Origin of the sequence: Pandoraea commovens, from assembly GCF_024704525.1 — a bacterium.
GTDB classification, from domain to species: domain Bacteria; phylum Pseudomonadota; class Gammaproteobacteria; order Burkholderiales; family Burkholderiaceae; genus Pandoraea; species Pandoraea commovens.
Map to the genome: position 1 here is coordinate 812,212 of NZ_CP102780.1, position 16,527 is coordinate 828,738.

The 16,527-nt window shown below is 63.5% G+C and carries 15 protein-coding genes; 8 read left to right on the plus strand and 7 right to left on the minus strand.

Annotated features, from left to right (window positions below):
• Positions 1–153 precede the first annotated feature (153 nt).
• Positions 154–621 (plus strand): Lrp/AsnC family transcriptional regulator, encoded by a 468-nt coding sequence (locus NTU39_RS04085; RefSeq protein WP_039395891.1) that lies wholly within the window; start codon positions 154–156, stop codon positions 619–621.
• A gap of 313 nt (positions 622–934) precedes the next feature.
• Positions 935–2,647, plus strand: a complete 1,713-nt coding sequence (gene leuA, locus NTU39_RS04090) for a 2-isopropylmalate synthase (protein ID WP_150665470.1) — start codon at positions 935–937, stop codon at positions 2,645–2,647.
• Positions 2,648–2,808: 161 nt separating this feature from the next.
• On the opposite strand, the gene pcaF is transcribed toward leuA, so the two are convergent.
• The 3 genes from pcaF to NTU39_RS04105 all read right to left on the minus strand — a co-directional run bounded on the left by pcaF (position 2,809) and on the right by NTU39_RS04105 (position 5,489).
• The gene (pcaF, locus tag NTU39_RS04095; protein ID WP_257959266.1) at positions 2,809–4,011 is read right to left on the minus strand and encodes a 3-oxoadipyl-CoA thiolase; all 1,203 of its coding nucleotides are present in this window, start codon (positions 4,009–4,011) and stop codon (positions 2,809–2,811) included.
• Between the two features lie 128 nt (positions 4,012–4,139).
• Complete coding sequence (locus NTU39_RS04100) at positions 4,140–4,790, minus strand: 3-oxoacid CoA-transferase subunit B (protein ID WP_150665472.1); 651 nt, start codon at positions 4,788–4,790, stop codon at positions 4,140–4,142.
• A gap of 24 nt (positions 4,791–4,814) precedes the next feature.
• Positions 4,815–5,489 (minus strand): 3-oxoacid CoA-transferase subunit A, encoded by a 675-nt coding sequence (locus NTU39_RS04105; protein ID WP_150661247.1) that lies wholly within the window; start codon positions 5,487–5,489, stop codon positions 4,815–4,817.
• Positions 5,490–5,850: 361 nt separating this feature from the next.
• Here NTU39_RS04105 and NTU39_RS04110 point away from each other — a divergent pair, with 361 nt between their 5' ends.
• Complete coding sequence (locus NTU39_RS04110; protein ID WP_150665474.1) at positions 5,851–6,651, plus strand: IclR family transcriptional regulator; 801 nt, start codon at positions 5,851–5,853, stop codon at positions 6,649–6,651.
• A 1,037-nt stretch (positions 6,652–7,688) separates the two neighbouring features.
• On the opposite strand, the gene NTU39_RS04115 is transcribed toward NTU39_RS04110, so the two are convergent.
• The 3 genes from NTU39_RS04115 to NTU39_RS04125 all read right to left on the minus strand — a co-directional run bounded on the left by NTU39_RS04115 (position 7,689) and on the right by NTU39_RS04125 (position 10,782).
• Complete coding sequence (locus NTU39_RS04115; RefSeq protein WP_150665475.1) at positions 7,689–7,901, minus strand: DUF2783 domain-containing protein; 213 nt, start codon at positions 7,899–7,901, stop codon at positions 7,689–7,691.
• A 50-nt stretch (positions 7,902–7,951) separates the two neighbouring features.
• A complete protein-coding gene (locus tag NTU39_RS04120; protein WP_150665476.1) occupies positions 7,952–9,685 on the minus strand; it encodes an FAD-dependent oxidoreductase in 1,734 nt (577 codons plus the stop codon).
• A gap of 137 nt (positions 9,686–9,822) precedes the next feature.
• Positions 9,823–10,782, minus strand: coding sequence for an MBL fold metallo-hydrolase (locus NTU39_RS04125; RefSeq protein WP_046290800.1), 960 nt, complete (start codon positions 10,780–10,782; stop codon positions 9,823–9,825).
• 256 nt (positions 10,783–11,038) lie between these two features.
• Here NTU39_RS04125 and NTU39_RS04130 point away from each other — a divergent pair, with 256 nt between their 5' ends.
• The 5 genes from NTU39_RS04130 (at position 11,039) to NTU39_RS04150 (ending at position 16,051) form a co-directional block, all read left to right on the plus strand.
• Positions 11,039–11,878, plus strand: coding sequence for an IclR family transcriptional regulator (locus NTU39_RS04130; RefSeq protein ID WP_257959269.1), 840 nt, complete (start codon positions 11,039–11,041; stop codon positions 11,876–11,878).
• Between the two features lie 29 nt (positions 11,879–11,907).
• A complete protein-coding gene (locus tag NTU39_RS04135; protein ID WP_150665594.1) occupies positions 11,908–12,735 on the plus strand; it encodes an IclR family transcriptional regulator in 828 nt (275 codons plus the stop codon).
• Positions 12,736–12,867: 132 nt separating this feature from the next.
• On the plus strand, positions 12,868–14,349 hold the full coding sequence (locus tag NTU39_RS04140) for a histidine-type phosphatase (RefSeq protein ID WP_257959270.1): 1,482 nt from the start codon (positions 12,868–12,870) through the stop codon (positions 14,347–14,349).
• A 241-nt stretch (positions 14,350–14,590) separates the two neighbouring features.
• Positions 14,591–15,547, plus strand: coding sequence for an alpha/beta hydrolase family protein (locus NTU39_RS04145; protein ID WP_257959271.1), 957 nt, complete (start codon positions 14,591–14,593; stop codon positions 15,545–15,547).
• A gap of 9 nt (positions 15,548–15,556) precedes the next feature.
• Entirely contained in the window at positions 15,557–16,051 is a 495-nt protein-coding gene (locus NTU39_RS04150; protein ID WP_257959272.1) for a MarR family winged helix-turn-helix transcriptional regulator, read from the plus strand.
• Positions 16,052–16,074: 23 nt separating this feature from the next.
• Here the strand turns inward: NTU39_RS04150 and NTU39_RS04155 are convergent, their stop codons facing one another.
• A complete protein-coding gene (locus NTU39_RS04155; protein WP_257959273.1) occupies positions 16,075–16,518 on the minus strand; it encodes a FapB/FapC family functional amyloid domain-containing protein in 444 nt (147 codons plus the stop codon).
• Positions 16,519–16,527: the final 9 nt, after the last annotated feature.

The following is a 16,527-nucleotide window of genomic DNA, read 5'->3' on the forward strand; positions in this document are numbered from 1 at the left end:
ATCCTTGCTGTCGCAAGTGTTTCGCGCACATTTGCGTCATTTCATGAGGGGCAGTGTAAGTGCGTCGGCACAAAATAGGATTTCGTAAATGCGCTAGGGAAACCCTAGGTTATGCACTAATATTTCTAAAATTGTCTGTTATTGGAAATAAAAATGCATGACATTGAGATCGATCGGATTGACGTACGTTTGTTGGGGATATTGCAGAGCCACGGGCGCATTTCGAATCTCGAACTGGCCGAAGCGATCAAGCTTTCGCCCGCGCAGACGCTGCGGCGTCACCGCCGTCTCGAAGAAATGGGCGTGATCAAGGGCTACGACACGCGGCTCGACGCGCAACGGCTCGGCTTCAGCGTGGTCGCGTTCGTCCATGTGACGATGGAGCGCGGCCATATCCGCGACCTGTCGAATTTCAAGGGACTGGTCGCGGAACTCGCGCAGATTCAGGAATGCTTTTCCGTGACGGGCGACATCGACTACGTGCTCAAGGTCGTGGCGCGCGATCTGAAAGCGCTATCCGAGTTTCTGCTCGATACGCTGATGCGCATTCCCGGCGTGAGCGCGGTGAAGTCGAGCGTCTGTCTCGACGAGATCAAATGCACGTCGGCCGTGCCGCTTTGAGGGGGCGACGCTGCTCGTCGCACATCGTGGGAAACTCGCGAGGCGACACATCATGGTTGACAGCGTCCGAAAATCTGTGATTTCATGTGTCACATGATCACCGCGCAATTCTCCCTCTCGCTACGACTACTAGCCCGCTCCACCGGGCTTGGTCCGTTGCTGCGCGCGTGCATCGTCTGAATTCCTCACTGAAGCACCGCTGATTTTCCCCAGTTACGCCGACCTGAGCCCCGGTTCATCCAACCGGAGGTCGTAGCTTATCTGCGTCTGTGCGTCGTCCGGTTGACACTTTTGCTGACAATCGAGACCCGCCATGTTGAAGAACCCCGCTACGAAGTACCGTCCTTTTGCCCCCGTCAACATCCCCGACCGACAGTGGCCGAGCCGCACTATCACGCGTGCCCCGATCTGGATGAGCACCGACCTGCGCGACGGTAATCAGGCGCTCTTCGAGCCGATGGACGCCCAGCGCAAGATGCGCATGTTCAAGACGCTCGTCGCCATTGGCTTCAAGGAAATCGAAGTGGCGTTCCCGTCGGCCTCCGACACCGATTTCAACTTCGTGCGCGAGCTGATCGAAGGCGGTCACATTCCCGACGACGTCACCATCGAAGTGCTCACGCAAGCCCGCGACGACCTCATCGAACGCACCTTCGCCTCGCTCAAGGGCGCACCGCGCGCCATCGTTCACCTCTACAACGCCACCGCCCCCGAATTCCGCCGCATCGTCTTCAATCTCGACCAGCCGGGTGTGAAGGCCCTCGCCGTGTCCGCCGCCAAGACGATCAAGCGCTGCGCTGACGCTGCGCCGGAAACGCAATGGACGTTGCAATACAGCCCGGAAACGTTCACGGGCACCGAACTCGATTTCGCCAAGGAAGTCTGCGACGCCGTCTTCGACGTATGGCAGCCGACGCCTGAGCGCAAGTGCATCGTCAACTTGCCCGCGACCGTCGAAATCGGCACGCCGAACTACTACGCCGACCAGATCGAGTGGATGCACCGCAACCTCGCGCGTCGCGACTCGCTGATCCTCTCCGTTCACCCGCACAACGACCGTGGCACGGCTGTCGCCGCCGCCGAGCTGGCCGTGATGGCCGGTGCCGATCGCATCGAAGGCTGCCTCTTCGGCAATGGCGAGCGTACGGGTAACGTCGATCTCGTCACGCTCGGTCTGAATCTGTACACGCAGGGCGTCGATCCGGGCCTCGACTTCTCGAACATCAACGAAATCGCTCGCACGTCGGAAGAATGCACGCAGTTGCCGGTGCACCCGCGTCACCCGTATGTCGGCGATCTCGTGTTCACCGCGTTCTCCGGCTCGCACCAGGACGCCATCAAGAAGGGCCTCGCCGCGCAGAAGCCCGATGCCGTCTGGGAAGTACCGTATCTCCCCATCGATCCGAGCGATCTCGGCCGCACGTACGACTCGATCATTCGCGTGAACAGCCAGTCGGGCAAGGGCGGTATCGCTTACTTGCTGGAGCAGACGTACGGCGTGCAAATGCCGCGTCGCCTGCAAGTCGACTTCAGCTCGGCCGTACAGCGCTACACCGACGAGACGGGCGCGGAAGTCACCGCCTCGCAGATCTGGCAACTGTTCCAGAAGGAATACGTGGCGTCGACGGATCCGGTGGCTTATGTTGCCCACACGCTCTCCGAGCGCGACGGCCGTCAGCACATCGCCGTGACCATCGACGTGCATGGCCAGCGCACGACGGTGTCGGGTGCCGGTAACGGTCCGCTCGACGCGTTGATGAACGCCATGCGCACGCCGGTTCGCGTGCAGCACTACGAAGAGCGCGCGCTGACGCAAGGCGCAGACGCACGTGCCATCGCCATCGCGGAAATGGCGGGCGAAACGATTGTGGGTAGCGCGTTCGGTGTGGGTATCGACGCGAATCTGACGACGGCCTCGATCCGTGCGGTCATCAGCGGCATCAACCGTGCCTACGCACGCAGCGATGCTGACGCACAAGGCAAGTTCTTCGACGCCGTCATGCGTGACGTGGCGAAGGCTGTCTGAGCAGCGAACGCTAAGGAACGACAGGAAGGACTGAAGGAGACATTGGGCAGAAGCGTCCCGTCCCGCACTGATCGTGCGGGCGGGACATCGGGAGCGGCGTGGCGGAACTTACCGGTGACCGCACGCACTCCCGGCCCGAAAACATCGGCGGTGGTGCTGTATTACACCGCTTCGATGGCGATAGCGATGCCTTGGCCGACCCCAATGCACATCGTACACAGCGCAAAGCGACCACCCGTACGCGCCAGTTGATACATCGCCGTCGTCACCAGACGTGCGCCGCTCATGCCGAGCGGATGGCCCAACGCAATGGCGCCACCGTTCGGATTGACGCGCAGATCGTCGTCGGCCACGCCGAGTTGTCGCAACACGGCCAGGCCCTGGCTCGCAAACGCTTCGTTGAGTTCGATCACGTCGAACTGATCGAGCGACATACCGAGCCGCGCGAGCAGTTTTTGCGTTGCGGGAGCCGGACCGATGCCCATGATGCGCGGTGCCACCCCTGCCGTCGCCATGCCCAACACACGGGCACGCGGCGTCAGGCCATAGCGCGCCGCACTCGCCTCGTCTGCCAGCAGCAGAGCGCAGGCGCCGTCGTTGACGCCAGAAGCGTTACCGGCGGTCACGGTGCCATCAGGGCGTACCACGCCCTTAAGTCTGGCGAGCGCTTCCATGCTCGTTGCACGCGGGTGTTCGTCGCGATCCACGATGATCGCTTCGCCCTTCTTCTGGGCGATGGACACCGGCGTGATTTCCTCGGCCAGCGTGCCGTTTGCCTGAGCGCGCGCCGCCTTCTCCTGCGAGCGCACCGCAAAGCGATCCTGATCTTCGCGGCTGATGCCGAAATCCGTCGCCACGTTCTCGCCCGTCTCGGGCATCGAATCCACCCCGTACTGCGACTTCATCAGCGGATTGACGAAGCGCCAGCCAATGGTCGTGTCGTACATCTCCGCCTGACGCGAAAACGCACTGGCTGCCTTGCCCATCACGAACGGCGCACGGCTCATGCTTTCCACGCCGCCCGCAATCATCAGACCCGCTTCGCCTGCCTTGATGGCGCGCGCGGCGGTGCCGATGGCGTCCATGCCCGAGCCGCACAGACGGTTGATCGTCGCACCCGGCACGTCCTGCGGCAGACCGGCGAGCAGCGACGACATGCGCGCCACGTTGCGGTTATCCTCGCCCGCCTGATTGGCGCAGCCGTAGATCACGTCGGCGACTTGCGTCCAGTCGACGTTCGCGTTGCGCGCCATGAGCGCCTTGAGGGGGATCGCGCCGAGATCGTCGGCACGCACCGACGACAGTGCGCCGCCGTAGCGGCCGATAGGGGTGCGAATCGCGTCGCAGATGAAGACTTCACTCATTTGTCTACCTCACCGAATGGATGGAACGTCTGACGTGAAGGCTGGCCGGTCATGGCGGGGACCGCGCTTACGTCAAAAAATCGCCGGTCACATCATGGGATGTCCCGGCGAAGGTGTCTTGCGCAGTGTCAGGCAACGGCCGGTGACGGCAGCAGCGTCACACCGGTCAGGCGTTGTAGTTCGTCGAACGCGAGGCCTTCGACCATATCGACGACGCGCAGCCCGTCGGGCGTCACGTCGATGACCGCGAGGTCGGTGTAGATGCGCGTGACGCAGCCCACGCCGGTGAGCGGATACGTGCACTGCTCGACGATCTTGCTCTCGCCCTGCTTGGTCTGGTGTTCCATCATCACGAACACCTGCTTCGCGCCGCTCGCGAGGTCCATCGCACCGCCAACGGCCGGAATCGCATCGGGTGCACCCGTGTGCCAGTTGGCGAGGTCGCCGGTCTTCGAGACCTGGAACGCGCCCAGCACGCAGAAGTCGAGGTGGCCGCCACGCATCATCGCGAACGAGTCGGCGTGGTGGAAGTAGGCACCGCCCGGCTTGAGCGTGACGGGTTGCTTACCTGCGTTGATGAGGTCTTCGTCCTCTTCACCCTTGGCAGGGGCCGGGCCCATGCCGATCACGCCGTTCTCGCTCTGGAGAATGATTTCTTTCTCGGCGGGCAGATGGTTCGCTACTGCCGTGGGCAGGCCGATGCCGAGGTTCACATAAGCGCCGTCGGGAATATCCTGGGCGACGCGGGCGGCCATCTGGTCGCGGGTCAGTCGATTCATGTCTTGCTCCGGTTCAGATGGGGATCAGGCGGCGGTGGGCGGCACGGCGACCACACGCTGCACAAAGATGCCGGGCGTCACCACGGCTTCCGGATCGAGTTCGCCGAGTTCGACGACTTCGCTCACCTGAACGATGGCGCACTTCGCCGCCGTGGCCATGATCGGGCCGAAGTTGCGGGCGGTCTTGCGATACACGAGGTTGCCCCAGCGGTCGCCCTTGAGCGCCTTGATGAGCGCGAAGTCGGCGTGGATAGGCGATTCGAGCACGTACGACTTGCCGTCGATCACGCGCGTCTCCTTACCTTCGGCGAGCAGCGTGCCGTAGCCGGTCGGTGTGAAGAATCCGCCGATGCCCGCGCCTGCGGCACGAATGCGCTCGGCGAGGTTGCCTTGCGGCACCAGTTCCAGTTCGATCTTGCCAGCGCGGTAAAGACCGTCGAACACCTGCGAGTCGGTCTGACGCGGGAACGAGCAAATGATCTTGCGCACGCGCCCGGCCTTGAGCAGGGCGGCGAGGCCCGTTTCGCCGTTGCCAGCGTTGTTGTTGACGATGGTCAGGTCGCGAGCGCCTTGTTCGATCAGGGCGTCGATGAGCGCCGAGGGCATCCCGGCGTTGCCGAAGCCGCCAATCATGATCGTCGCGCCGTCGTGGACGTCCGCGACCGCACTGGCGAGCGAGTCGTAAATCTTGTTGATCACACGTGCCTCCTGGGCATTTCCGTCAATTCGCAAATCCGCATTCCAACCGGATGAACACGCTTTGCAATCGCGTTTCCGGTGGCTGTCTCCGGGCGATGACGTCTTGTGCGGCGGCATCGTCTGGTTCACAATGTTCTTATAGCGAACAAATATTCGCTATAAGAACAGCGTAAGCCTTCCGTCGTTGGGCGTCAAGCGAGGGGCTGCCCGGAGTCTTTGCGATGCGCTCGGTGCGAAAAGGCCCAGAGACGGACGTGAGTGAGACTTGAGCGAGCCGAATGCGCACGGTAGAACCGGCGGCGCAAATCCATTACGCTTGCCGTTCACGCAAAGCTCAACTTTCACCGACTTTCACTGACCAATGACCCCAGCGACGAACGACACCCCCGATGCGACCGATAAGAAGCCGGGTGACTCCTATGTACAGTCGTTTGCGCGCGGGCTGGCGGTGGTCAAGGCGTTCAACGCAGCGCGCCCGGCGCAGACGCTCTCCGAAGTGGCACAGGCGTCCGGCCTCACGCGCGCCGGAGCGCGGCGCATTCTGCTCACGCTCGAAGCACTGGGTTACGTGCGCAGCGAAGGGCGTCTGTTTCGTCTCACGCCGCGCATTCTTGACCTCGGCTTCTCCTACCTGACGTCGATGCCGCTGTGGAATCTGGCCGAGCCGTTCATGGAGGCGCTGGTCCAGGAGGTGCAGGAAAGCAGCTCGGCGTCGGTGCTCGACGGCGACGACATCGTCTATGTGCTGCGGGTGCCTGTACGCAAAGTCATGTCGATCAACCTCTCCATCGGCAGCCGTCTGCCAGCGTGGTGCACGTCGATGGGCCGCGTGATGCTCTCCGCATTACCGGACGACGAACTCGACGCCATCCTTCGCCGCGCCGATCTGCGTCAGTACACCGGACGCACCGTCACCGACATCGACACGCTACGCGCGCGAATTCTCGACGTGCGCGCAAAGGGCTGGGCGCTCGTCGATCAGGAACTGGAAGAGGGGCTGATTTCGATTGCTGCGCCGATCCGCAATCGCGGTGGGCAGGTGATCGCCGCCATGAACGTCAGTGGTCAGGCGAACCGGACGTCGGCCGCCGAGATGGAAGCGAAATTCCTCGCGCCGTTGCAACAGGCCGCGCAGAAGATTTCGCAGATGGTGGTGGTGTAACGGGCGCCCACGTAGCATCGCGAGGCTTTCATCGGGGGATATCGGAAGCGCTTGACTGACGTGGGACGACCGCATTTCTCTCAGCGCTGCCCGACTCTGCAGGGAGCGCAAATCACATCGCTGTCCACAGCACAAGCACACCGTAAACAAGCATTCCGGAACGTTCCTGTGGAATAGGATTCGGTCCACTCAATTCAAAGACTTTTGGGATTCTTCGTTGGTGCGGACGGCCACGACCATATGCTCAATTTGTGGCGGTCTGTGGGCGGGCAAATATCACCGGTGCCCGCGACAGAACCGGCATTGCGCCTTCGTCTGCGGGTTAGATCACGTCTAGAACGCGGGCTTGTGGGACATGTGCCGTGTAACGTGACTCAGCATGGTTGTGGCCCACTGGAGGTAATCGCTTCGGAATATAGCTTTGAAATAGTCGGAGACGAGGACTATGAAAAATCGCCATATTTGCCTCGCAATGCTGATGCTCGGTGCATCGAGCCTGGCTTTTGCGCAGAGTGATTGCTCGGCAATACAGGATAGCGATCAGCGAGCGTACTGCAACGCGAGAGAGGGACTTGGTCAGTGCGAGAGCATCAGTGACGGCAACCTGGCCGCGATATGCCGTGCGGAGCTGGAGGGAGGCAGTTGCTATTTCATCAAGGATAACGATCAGCGCGCATACTGTTTTGGGAGGCAGGGAGACGATAGTGATTGCTCGAGCATTAGTGACAGCGAATTGCGCAGCCAATGCTACGCGCTGGCCAAAAGAAGACGCCGATAGTTGTAGCGAACCCAGGTATGCGTAATCTCGCGCATACGGCTCGCAACGCTGTCTGGGAATCCTTCGCACTGCGGTAGTAGTAAGTGCTGTGCGCTTGCTTGATCGGCCCATACGCCCGACGCTTGGGAACTGCCAGCAACCGGTGTGTAGCACACGGTTTGCCTTCCCAGCTCGGGCGAGGCCATTTGCGTGTGGCGAAATCCTGCAAGAGCGCCTTGTCCAGACTCAACTCGGCACTCGCTTCCTGGTCCTCCGAGTGTTATGCCACCGCTACGTTGCCGAGCACCCCGGCGCGCGCAAGACGAATCGCCGAGAGCAGCGTGTCGTGATCGCCAACCTGATTGGCGAGCAACAGAATCAATTGCGCGTTCGCTGCCTGACTTTGCGCGTCGTCGAGATCGCGATGCATGTCGATGAGCGCCTCGTAGAAGTCGTCGGGACGCGTGAGTCGCGGTTGAGTGTCGAGTGCCATGAAGTGTCTCCTTCCTGCTTTACTTGTGTCGTCGGATTGCTGTCACGCACTCATGCTGCGCATTGCAGTGGCGCGACTTCCGGTGCGGTGCGCCCGAGCGCACGTTCGCGTGCGGCAGCGATGGCCGTCGCGTCGACCGAACGCCAGCGCGCGCACACGTGCTGGTCGGGACGAATCAGATACACCGTGCCGGGCGCGGCGTCGTAACGCTGCGCGGCAAGTCCCTGCGTGTCGTGCCAGACGCTGTGCATGTCGTGGGTATCGCATGCGGCTTCGAGATCCGGCGTGACGAACACCGGTATCACCGGCACGCTGTCGCCTGACAAGGCTTCGAGCGAGGCGAGCGACGCCGCATCGAGCGACGACGGCGCACCGAACACGAGCGCGACGAAACGTCCGCCCAGACGCGGCAGCAGCCAGCCTTCCTGACCGTGACGCGCGAGCGGTGCATCGACACAGGCAGCACCAGGCATCATGCGGCCGGCGAACGTGTCAGTCTCCGCGGTGTTCAGCGTCGACTCGTGCAACACGGCGGGCACGGACAGACGTCCGCTATTGACCAGTTGACGCGCAAACGCATGATCGCGGGCGAGCGTTAGCACAGCGTCGCGGAACACGCGCGACACCGGGCTCTTCGGCGTAATGAAATCCGTGGAGCGGGTGGAGTTGCGGATGTTCTCGTCGGCGGCGTACTCACGCTCGCGAGCGTAAGTGTCGAGCAGCGTATCGGGTGCCTGACCGGCCAGCACCAGCGCGAGCTTCCACGCGAGGTTCTCGGCGTCCTGCACGCCGCTGTTGGCCCCGCGTGCACCGAACGGCGACACGCCATGCGCGGAGTCGCCCGCGAACAGCACGTGACCGTGCCGGAAGTCGTCCATGCGCAGACACGAGAACGTATAGACGCTGACCCATTCCAGCGTGAACTTCGCATCGGGGCCGAGCAACGCCTGCACGCGCGGGATGACACGCTCGGGGGCTTTCTCGGCGACCGGGTCGGCGTCCCATCCCAATTGGAAATCGATGCGCCAGACGTCGTCCGGCTGACGATGCAGCAACACCGACTGATTCGGATGGAAGGGCGGGTCGAACCAGAACCAGCGCTCGGCGGGGAAGTCCGCCGTCATCTTCACGTCGGCAATCAGGAAGCGGTCCTTGAACGTGCGTCCGTGACTGTCGACGCCGATCAGCTTGCGCACGGGGCTACGTGAGCCGTCGGCTGCAACGACGTAACGCGCGGTCGTCTGATACTCGCCATCCGGCGTCTCGACCGTGAGTGTGACGCTCGCATCCGCCGAGCCGGGCGTGCCCTGCTGCGTGAGACCGACGACCTTGTTCTTCCAGCGGATCTCGATGTTCGGCAGCTCGCGTGCGCGCTCGAACAGATAGCCTTCGACGTAATACTGCTGAAGGTTGATGAAGGCCGGACGATGATGACCCGCTTCGGGTAGCAGATCGAAGTTGTAGACCTCCTGGTCGCGCAGGAACACGCGGCCTACGTTCCAGCGCACGCCTTTTTCCACCATGCGCTCGCCGCAACCCAGACGGTCGAAGATATCGAGCGTGCGCTTGGCGAAACAGATGGCGCGCGAGCCGGTCGAGAGCGTGCAATCGTCGTCGAGCACGATCACGGACACGCCCTGCTGCGCGAGGTCGATTGCGGTGGCCAGACCGATCGGGCCTGCACCGACCACGATGACGGGATGCGTGACGGACGTGGCGTGCTCGGCTTGCTCGGCGCACGCTTGGTAATCGAACGTCAGGCGCTGGTAATCGATGCTGCTCATGCAAAGTCTCCATCGTCGGCACCTCACCGGCGCACAGGCACCGACGGGTGACGTTTTTCTACTTTTGCTTTGACTGCTGATTGCTATCTATTGCGGACGCAGCGTCCTTGGCTGCGCCCGTAACCAACGCTGCGAACTCAGTTCTGCAGCGCGGCCCACATTTCCTTGTCGCGTTGCGCCGTCCAGATACGCGGATGCGTGATGCCGGACGCTTCGTCGAAGGCGCGCGTCACGTCGAACGGCAGGCAGTGTTCGTAGATGAAGACGTGGCCGAACTTCGGATCCATCTGGCTACGCGTGAGCGCCATCGCGCCCTTCAGATCGAGCTTCTGTTCGACGGCTTGCTTGCCCGCTTCGAACAGCGTCGTCACGAAATCCTTGGTGTAGGCGAGGCCCTTGGCGACTTCGTCAGGCGTGGTCAGCGCAGGACCGCGACCCGGCACGAGCTTCTCTGCACCCAGCGCGGCGAGTGCGTCGAGCGTAGCCGGCCATTCGGCGAGTTGTGCGTCACCGGTGTAGCAGGCGGCGTCGTACTCGACGAGGTCGCCCGAGAACAGCACCTTCTGCGACGGCAGCCACACCACGGTGTCGCCCTTCGTGTGACCCGAACCGAGGTGCGCGATCTTCACTTCGAGCTTGCCGAGGAACAACGTCATTTCCTTTTCGAAGACGAGCGTCGGCCACGTGAGGCCGGGCACCGTCTCGACACCGGCGAACAGACGCGGGAAGCGCTCAATCTCCGACTTCATGTCGGCTTCGCCGCGCTCGACGATCATCTCGTACGTGCCGCGGCTGGCGATGATCTGCTGTGCGCCTTCGGCGAAGTAGGCCGACGCACCGAGCACGCGTACCGCGTGGTAGTGCGAGAGCACGACGTACTTGATCGGCTTGTCGGTGATGGTGCGGATCTTGGCGATCAGGTCCTGCGCCATGGCAGGCGTGGCCGTCGTGTCGACGATCATCACACCGTCGTCGCCGATGATGACGCCCGAGTTCGGGTCGCCCTCGGCGGTGTAGGCCCAGGTGTTTTCCGACAGTTGGGTGAACGTGACCTTCTTGGCTTCCAGGTCGGCTTGCGAGGCGAATGCTTTGGCCATGCTTGTCTCTCTCTCTTATCTCGTCTGCGGGGATGGTGCTGCTGGATGAGGGCATCTTACGAAACGCTCGGATTATTTGTCAATGACAAATCTGATTGTTATTTGCTAATGTTGCGGCATGAGTGATCGAAGCGGGTTTTCAGCGCGGTGGGTCTCGGGTTAACCCTGCGGCATTGGACGGTTGTCCGGGAATCTCGCTGCCGACCCGTTTAAAATCTAGGCCATTTTCCCGAGGGAGCGCGGCTCCCAGAACTGCATGAATCGAATTCCGATGGACGTCACGACCGACGCAACTGACGGCACGCAAGGCGCAGGCCAGCCCGGCCGCGCTTCGCGTGGTGTGCAAAGCGTGGACGTTGCAGCGCGCGTGCTTCAAGCGCTAGGGCAGGCACGCCGCCCGCTGGGCCCCGGCGATATCGCCACGCTTGCGGGGCTGCCGCCTGCGCAGGCGCATCCGTATCTGGTAAGTCTCACGCGACTGGGTTTGCTCAAGCGCGATCCCATGTCCGGCGATTACGCGCCGGGACCGATGACGCTACGCCTCGCGCTCCTGCATCTCGAAAACGACCCGGCGTACCGCGCCGCCGTGCCACGTGTGGTGGCGCTGGCGCGCGAGACGGGCTTCTGCGTGGCGATTTGCACCAGCGCGCCGCAAGGGCCAGTCGTCGTGCATTTCGAACGGGCGGCGTTTCCGTTGCATGTGAATTTGCACGTGGGCTCGGTCATGTCGTTGACGACGACGTCGACAGGCCGCGCGTTTTGCGCCTTTACACCGCAGACGCAATGGCCACCGGCATGGCGCGAACAGATGGCGGGCGATGCGGCAGAGCGGGCGCGCTTCGACACCTTGCTGGACGAGACGCGAGAGCACGGCATGTCGCGCAGCGTGAATACGCCTAGCCCGTCGGTGAGCAGTCTGTGTGCGCCGGTGTTCGACGCGAGCGGGCGTTTGCGCCTCGCGCTCACGGCCATCGGTCCGACGGCGGCGCTCGACGTCGCGTGGGACGGTGCCGCTGCGAACGCGTTGAGCGCGACGGCCGCCGCCATCGCAGCGCAGATCGGGACGTCGGGCAACGACGGCGAGGTGGCGGCATGAGCGCGCCCCGAAACCGTAGCGAACCCAAGATGGAAAAGGAAGCGATGGGCAGTGGTGCCGCCAAGCCGCAACGCGGCATTCAGGCGCTGGAGAGCACGGGCGTGTTGCTCGAGGCACTGGTGGCTGCGGGACGTCCGCTGCCGCTCAACGCGCTCGCGCGCGAAGCCGGAATGGCGGCCGCGAAGGCGCATCCGCATCTCGTCAGCCTACAGCGGGCGGGTCTGCTCTCGCGCGACGAAAACGGCAATTTCGAAGCGGGCGCGCTGAGTCTGGATCTCGGGCTGATGGCGTTGCAGCGGCTGTCGCCGACCGGCGAAGCCGAGCCGGAAATTCTGGCGCTTGCGCAGGCGACAGGGCTGTCGGCCGCGATGGCGGTCCTGGGGCCGGTGGGGCCGACGGTCGTGCGTCTGGAAGAGGCGATGCGTCCGCAGCACGTGAGCTTGCGCATCGGCACCGTGCTCTCGCTGGTGAACACGGCCATTGGACGCACGTTCGCGGCCTTCCTGCCCGAGGCCGTGCTCGACGGACTCCTCGCGCAAGAGGCGGTACGCATGGCGGGGCTGGGCGCGGAAGGGCGTGCGGCGAAGCCGCCTGCCGACTACAGCGCGCGTCTGAGCGCGATTCGCGAGCAGCAATTCGATACCGCGCTGAGCAATCCTGTGCCCGGCATCGATACGATTGCGGTGCCGGTGTTCGATCACACCGGCGAGGTGACGCTGGTACTTGCGCTGATGGGGTCGACGGGCAGTTTCGAAACCGCGCCAGACGCCGTACCCTCGCAAGCGTTGCGGGCTGCTGCGCATCGGTTGTCGTGGCGATTCGGTGCGGTGGGGCGCGTGGACGAGGCGTCGGCATAGTCGCTCCGCCACACGGCGACGTATTTCCGCCACGCCGGGTAGATGGCCGCCGAGGGGACGCGCACGCACGGTAAGATGAACGTCGGCGCCACCCGCGTTCCCCTCGTTTCCCTGTCACCCCGACCTGTTGCCATGACTGCTGCCATGACCCGCGTGATGACCCGTGAGCCCGTTCGATCCCCCGACGTTTCCAATGACAGTGTCCCGGTCCGCCGGTGGCTCAGGCGTAATGGCGCGCGGTGGCAGGCACGCATTGCCGCGCTGACGGTCGTGGGCGCACTGAGCGCCTGCACGACACCGGCCCCGCAGCAGCCGGGCCCTGCAAAGCCGCCCGAGTCTGCCGCCCGCATCGACGGCATGCCCGCCGACTGGACCCTCGTCTCCACCGTGATCGTGAGCCGCCACGGTGTGCGATCCCCGACCCACGCCCATCCCCCATTGGATAAACTCAGCCCGGACGCGTGGCCCGGCTGGCCGGTGCCCGCCGGTTATCTGACGGCCCGCGGCGGATCGCTGTCCGAGCGCATGGGGCGCTACTACGGCGACTGGCTGCGCGCGCGGCGCGTACTGCCGGAGAACGCCTGCCCGTCCCCCGGTGCTGTCTACGGATGGGCCGACATCGATCAGCGCACGCGCGAATCCGGCAACGCGTTGTTGCAGGGTATCGCGCCGGGATGCGACATGCGCACGTCGCACCAGACCGATCTCACGACGTATGACGCCGTCTTCCAACCGGTTGCAGCAGGCGATTGCCCGCTCGATCCGGGGGCGGCGCGTGGAGCCATCGAGTCGCGTCTGGCACCGGAGGGCGTCTCCGGTCTCAATAAGCGCTATAGCGCGACACTCGCGCGCATGGGCGAGGTGCTCGACTATGCTCACAGTCCTGCCTGCGGTGCCCCCGGTGGATGCAAGCTGGAGGAGGTGCCGACACGTCTGCGTGTGGAGGGCGATGGCAGCGGGGTGACGCTGCGTGGGGCGCTGGGCAGCGCGGCGAAGGCGTCGGAGGTTTTCCTGCTGCAAGCGGGCGAGGGCTTGCCCGACAATCAGGTCGCGTGGGGACGCATTCGCGACGACAAGGATTGGGCGCTGCTGCTCGAAGCGCATAACGCGCAGCGCGATCTGCTGAACAAGACCCCGTATCTCGCCACGACGAACGGCACGCCACTGCTCGCGACAGTGCTCGATGCGCTCACGCGTGCCGAAGCGACGAGTGCAACGCCTACGCCCGCCGTGCGCGGCCCGGCGCTGCCGACGGGCAATCGTGTTTTCGTGCTGACGGGACACGACACGAACCTCGCCAACCTCGCGGGCATGCTGAAGCTCGACTGGCAATTGCCGGACCAGCCGGACAACACACCGCCCGACGGTGCGCTTGTCTTCTCGCTGTGGCGCAACCCGGCGGGCGAACGGTTCGTTCGCGTGGAACTGGTGTATCAGTCGATGCAGCAACTGCGTCAACTGACGTCGCTGTCGCTGGATGAACCGGCGAAGCGCGTAGCTCTTGTGCTGCCCGATTGCAGCGACGGGCCGGACGCGAAAGCGTGCCGCTGGCCCGCGTTCTCGCAACGCGTGAAGTCGGCGTTGTCGCCAGCGTGTCTGGCGGGTGTTCAGTGACAGGTTTGGCAACGAGCGCGCCACGGGAGCGACGCGGTAAAAAAACGGGAACTTCGGTTCCCGTTTTTTATTGCGCAGATTCCGTGATGGCGAGTCACACGGACATCTTCCTCTAATTTATTTCGTGCGCGAAATAAAAATTAAAATATACTTCGTGTGCGAACTATGTGTGTATTCGAACTAAGTTACTGAAAGGCGCTGCACATTCCCCCCGGGCATGCGAGTGCCGGGGAGTTGTTTTGTGACGTCACTTGCTGCTGAGATTCCTGCCGTCGACGGATATCCGCTCGGCGCGCATGTCTGGTATCCCGAGGAGTTGCCTGCGAAGGGCCTTGTACTGGTGCACCCGGCGACGGCCGTGCCGGAGCGGCTTTACTTCGCGTTTGCGAAATACATTGCCGAGCGCGGTTTGATTGCCGTCACCTACAGCTACCGGGGCATCGACGGGTCGCGTCCGTCATCGCTCAGAGGTTTTCAGGCGCGTATGCGCGACTGGGCGGATCTGGATGCCGAGGGCGTCACGCGTTGGGCTTGCACCCATTACCCGTCGCTGCCGCTTTATGCCGTCGGCCATAGTTTTGGCGGTCATGCCATCGGACTGTGCGAAAGCTCGAACCTGCTGCGCGCGGCGGTGCAGGTGGCATCGCATGCAGGGGCGATGCGCGTGGTGACGAACCGTCGCGAACGCACACGCGTCACGCTGCTGATGCACTGGCTAGCACCGCCGCTCGCGCGTCTGGTGGGTTACATGCCGGGCAGCCACCTCGGCATCGGTGAGGACCTGCCGAAAGACGTTCTGCTCGAATGGAGCGACTGGACACGCCTGCCGAACTACTTTTTTGACGATCCGACGCTGGACGCCGACACCCGTTTCGCCCGCGTGCGCACGCCGATCCTCTCGCTCGGTTTCGACGACGATCTCTGGGCAACGCCCATGGGCATCGACATCCTCGTATCACGGTTTCGTCACGCGAACGTGACGTGTCGGGAGATTTCGGCAAGTCTTTCGGACACCGGATCGATCGGGCATATGGGATACTTCCGCCAGCGTTCCGGCGCGTTTGCGTGGCCGGAAACCATCGACTGGTTGTTGTCGACGGGCGCAGTGAATGCCGGGGAGCGTCGCACAGGAGCGGGTGTGTCGACGGACGATGGCATGACCGCCCGCGATCCCTTGATCCCGAATCCCTCAGACTGACGAGACGGCATGCCCAAACGCCAGGCGTCCCCTGCGACTGAAAAATCTGTCAAACGAAGCAAGTCGACGACCGAAGCGGCCGACCGACGCCTGTTCTTCCTGCTCAATGTCGGACAACGTCGCGTACAGCAGTGGATAGATGCGCGCTCATCGGAGAACGCGGGTGTGAGCGCTGCGCAGGCGGGCGTGCTCTTTTACCTGCTGCATCACGAGGACGCGCTCGTCGGCGAGGTCGGTGCGGCGCTGCAACTTTCCCCGTCATCCATGACGGGGCTGGCGAACCGTATGGTCGTCGCCGGTCTGCTCACGCGCTGGGCCGACGCCAACGATGGCCGTGCCACGCGTTTGCGCATCACGGCCGCCGGTCACAAAGCCATCGCTCGTGCGCGCGACGTACTGGCCGAACTCAACGACCTGTTACACGACGATTTCACCGAAGCCGAGCTTCGCACCGTGGCGCGCTGGCTCGGGAATCTGCAAAAGCAGTTCCCGGCAGAAGGCTGACGCGAACGCGTCGGCGTAGGGTGTCAGTGAATCGCCAGCGCGTTCGACTGCGCGTTGGCGAAACCCGCCGCCACGTTCACACCGATGTTGCCTGCGGCACCCATCAGCGCGCGGTCGCCGAGCGATGCGTTCATCGCGCCCGTCACCGTCGCCGCATTGCGGATCGTCTGGGTCGTGTCGATCGACAGGTGGCTCGCTTGCGCCACCACGATCTGATTCGACTGCACGTTGAGCGTGCCGGCGGCGACGTTCACGCCGAAACTGCCGTGGGCATCGCGCAGCGCATCCGCGCCGAGCGTAGCGACGACTGTCGGATGGCCGTTGAACACGGCGTCGGTTGCGATGGTCTGCCGTGTGGAGAGCTGGACGACGCGGGCGTCGTCGGGCGTGGCAGCGGCGGCGGAGAGGGTGACGCAGGCACTGGCAACGGCCAGCACGAAAGCACTCAGCGAAGCGAGACGCGGCATGTTGGTTTT

Bases quoted from the DNA above. Each gene is read 5' to 3' on its own strand.
- NTU39_RS04085 (WP_039395891.1), top strand. From the start codon at position 154: ATGCATGACATTGAGATCGATCGGATTGACGTACGTTTGTTGGGGATA.
- leuA (WP_150665470.1), top strand. From the start codon at position 935: ATGTTGAAGAACCCCGCTACGAAGTACCGTCCTTTTGCCCCCGTCAAC.
- pcaF (WP_257959266.1), bottom strand. From the start codon at position 4,011: ATGAGTGAAGTCTTCATCTGCGACGCGATTCGCACCCCTATCGGCCGC.
- NTU39_RS04100 (WP_150665472.1), bottom strand. From the start codon at position 4,790: ATGAATCGACTGACCCGCGACCAGATGGCCGCCCGCGTCGCCCAGGAT.
- NTU39_RS04110 (WP_150665474.1), top strand. From the start codon at position 5,851: ATGACCCCAGCGACGAACGACACCCCCGATGCGACCGATAAGAAGCCG.
- NTU39_RS04115 (WP_150665475.1), bottom strand. From the start codon at position 7,901: ATGGCACTCGACACTCAACCGCGACTCACGCGTCCCGACGACTTCTAC.
- NTU39_RS04120 (WP_150665476.1), bottom strand. From the start codon at position 9,685: ATGAGCAGCATCGATTACCAGCGCCTGACGTTCGATTACCAAGCGTGC.
- NTU39_RS04125 (WP_046290800.1), bottom strand. From the start codon at position 10,782: ATGGCCAAAGCATTCGCCTCGCAAGCCGACCTGGAAGCCAAGAAGGTC.
- NTU39_RS04130 (WP_257959269.1), top strand. From the start codon at position 11,039: ATGAATCGAATTCCGATGGACGTCACGACCGACGCAACTGACGGCACG.
- NTU39_RS04135 (WP_150665594.1), top strand. From the start codon at position 11,908: ATGGAAAAGGAAGCGATGGGCAGTGGTGCCGCCAAGCCGCAACGCGGC.
- NTU39_RS04140 (WP_257959270.1), top strand. From the start codon at position 12,868: ATGACTGCTGCCATGACCCGCGTGATGACCCGTGAGCCCGTTCGATCC.
- NTU39_RS04150 (WP_257959272.1), top strand. From the start codon at position 15,557: ATGCCCAAACGCCAGGCGTCCCCTGCGACTGAAAAATCTGTCAAACGA.
- NTU39_RS04155 (WP_257959273.1), bottom strand. From the start codon at position 16,518: ATGCCGCGTCTCGCTTCGCTGAGTGCTTTCGTGCTGGCCGTTGCCAGT.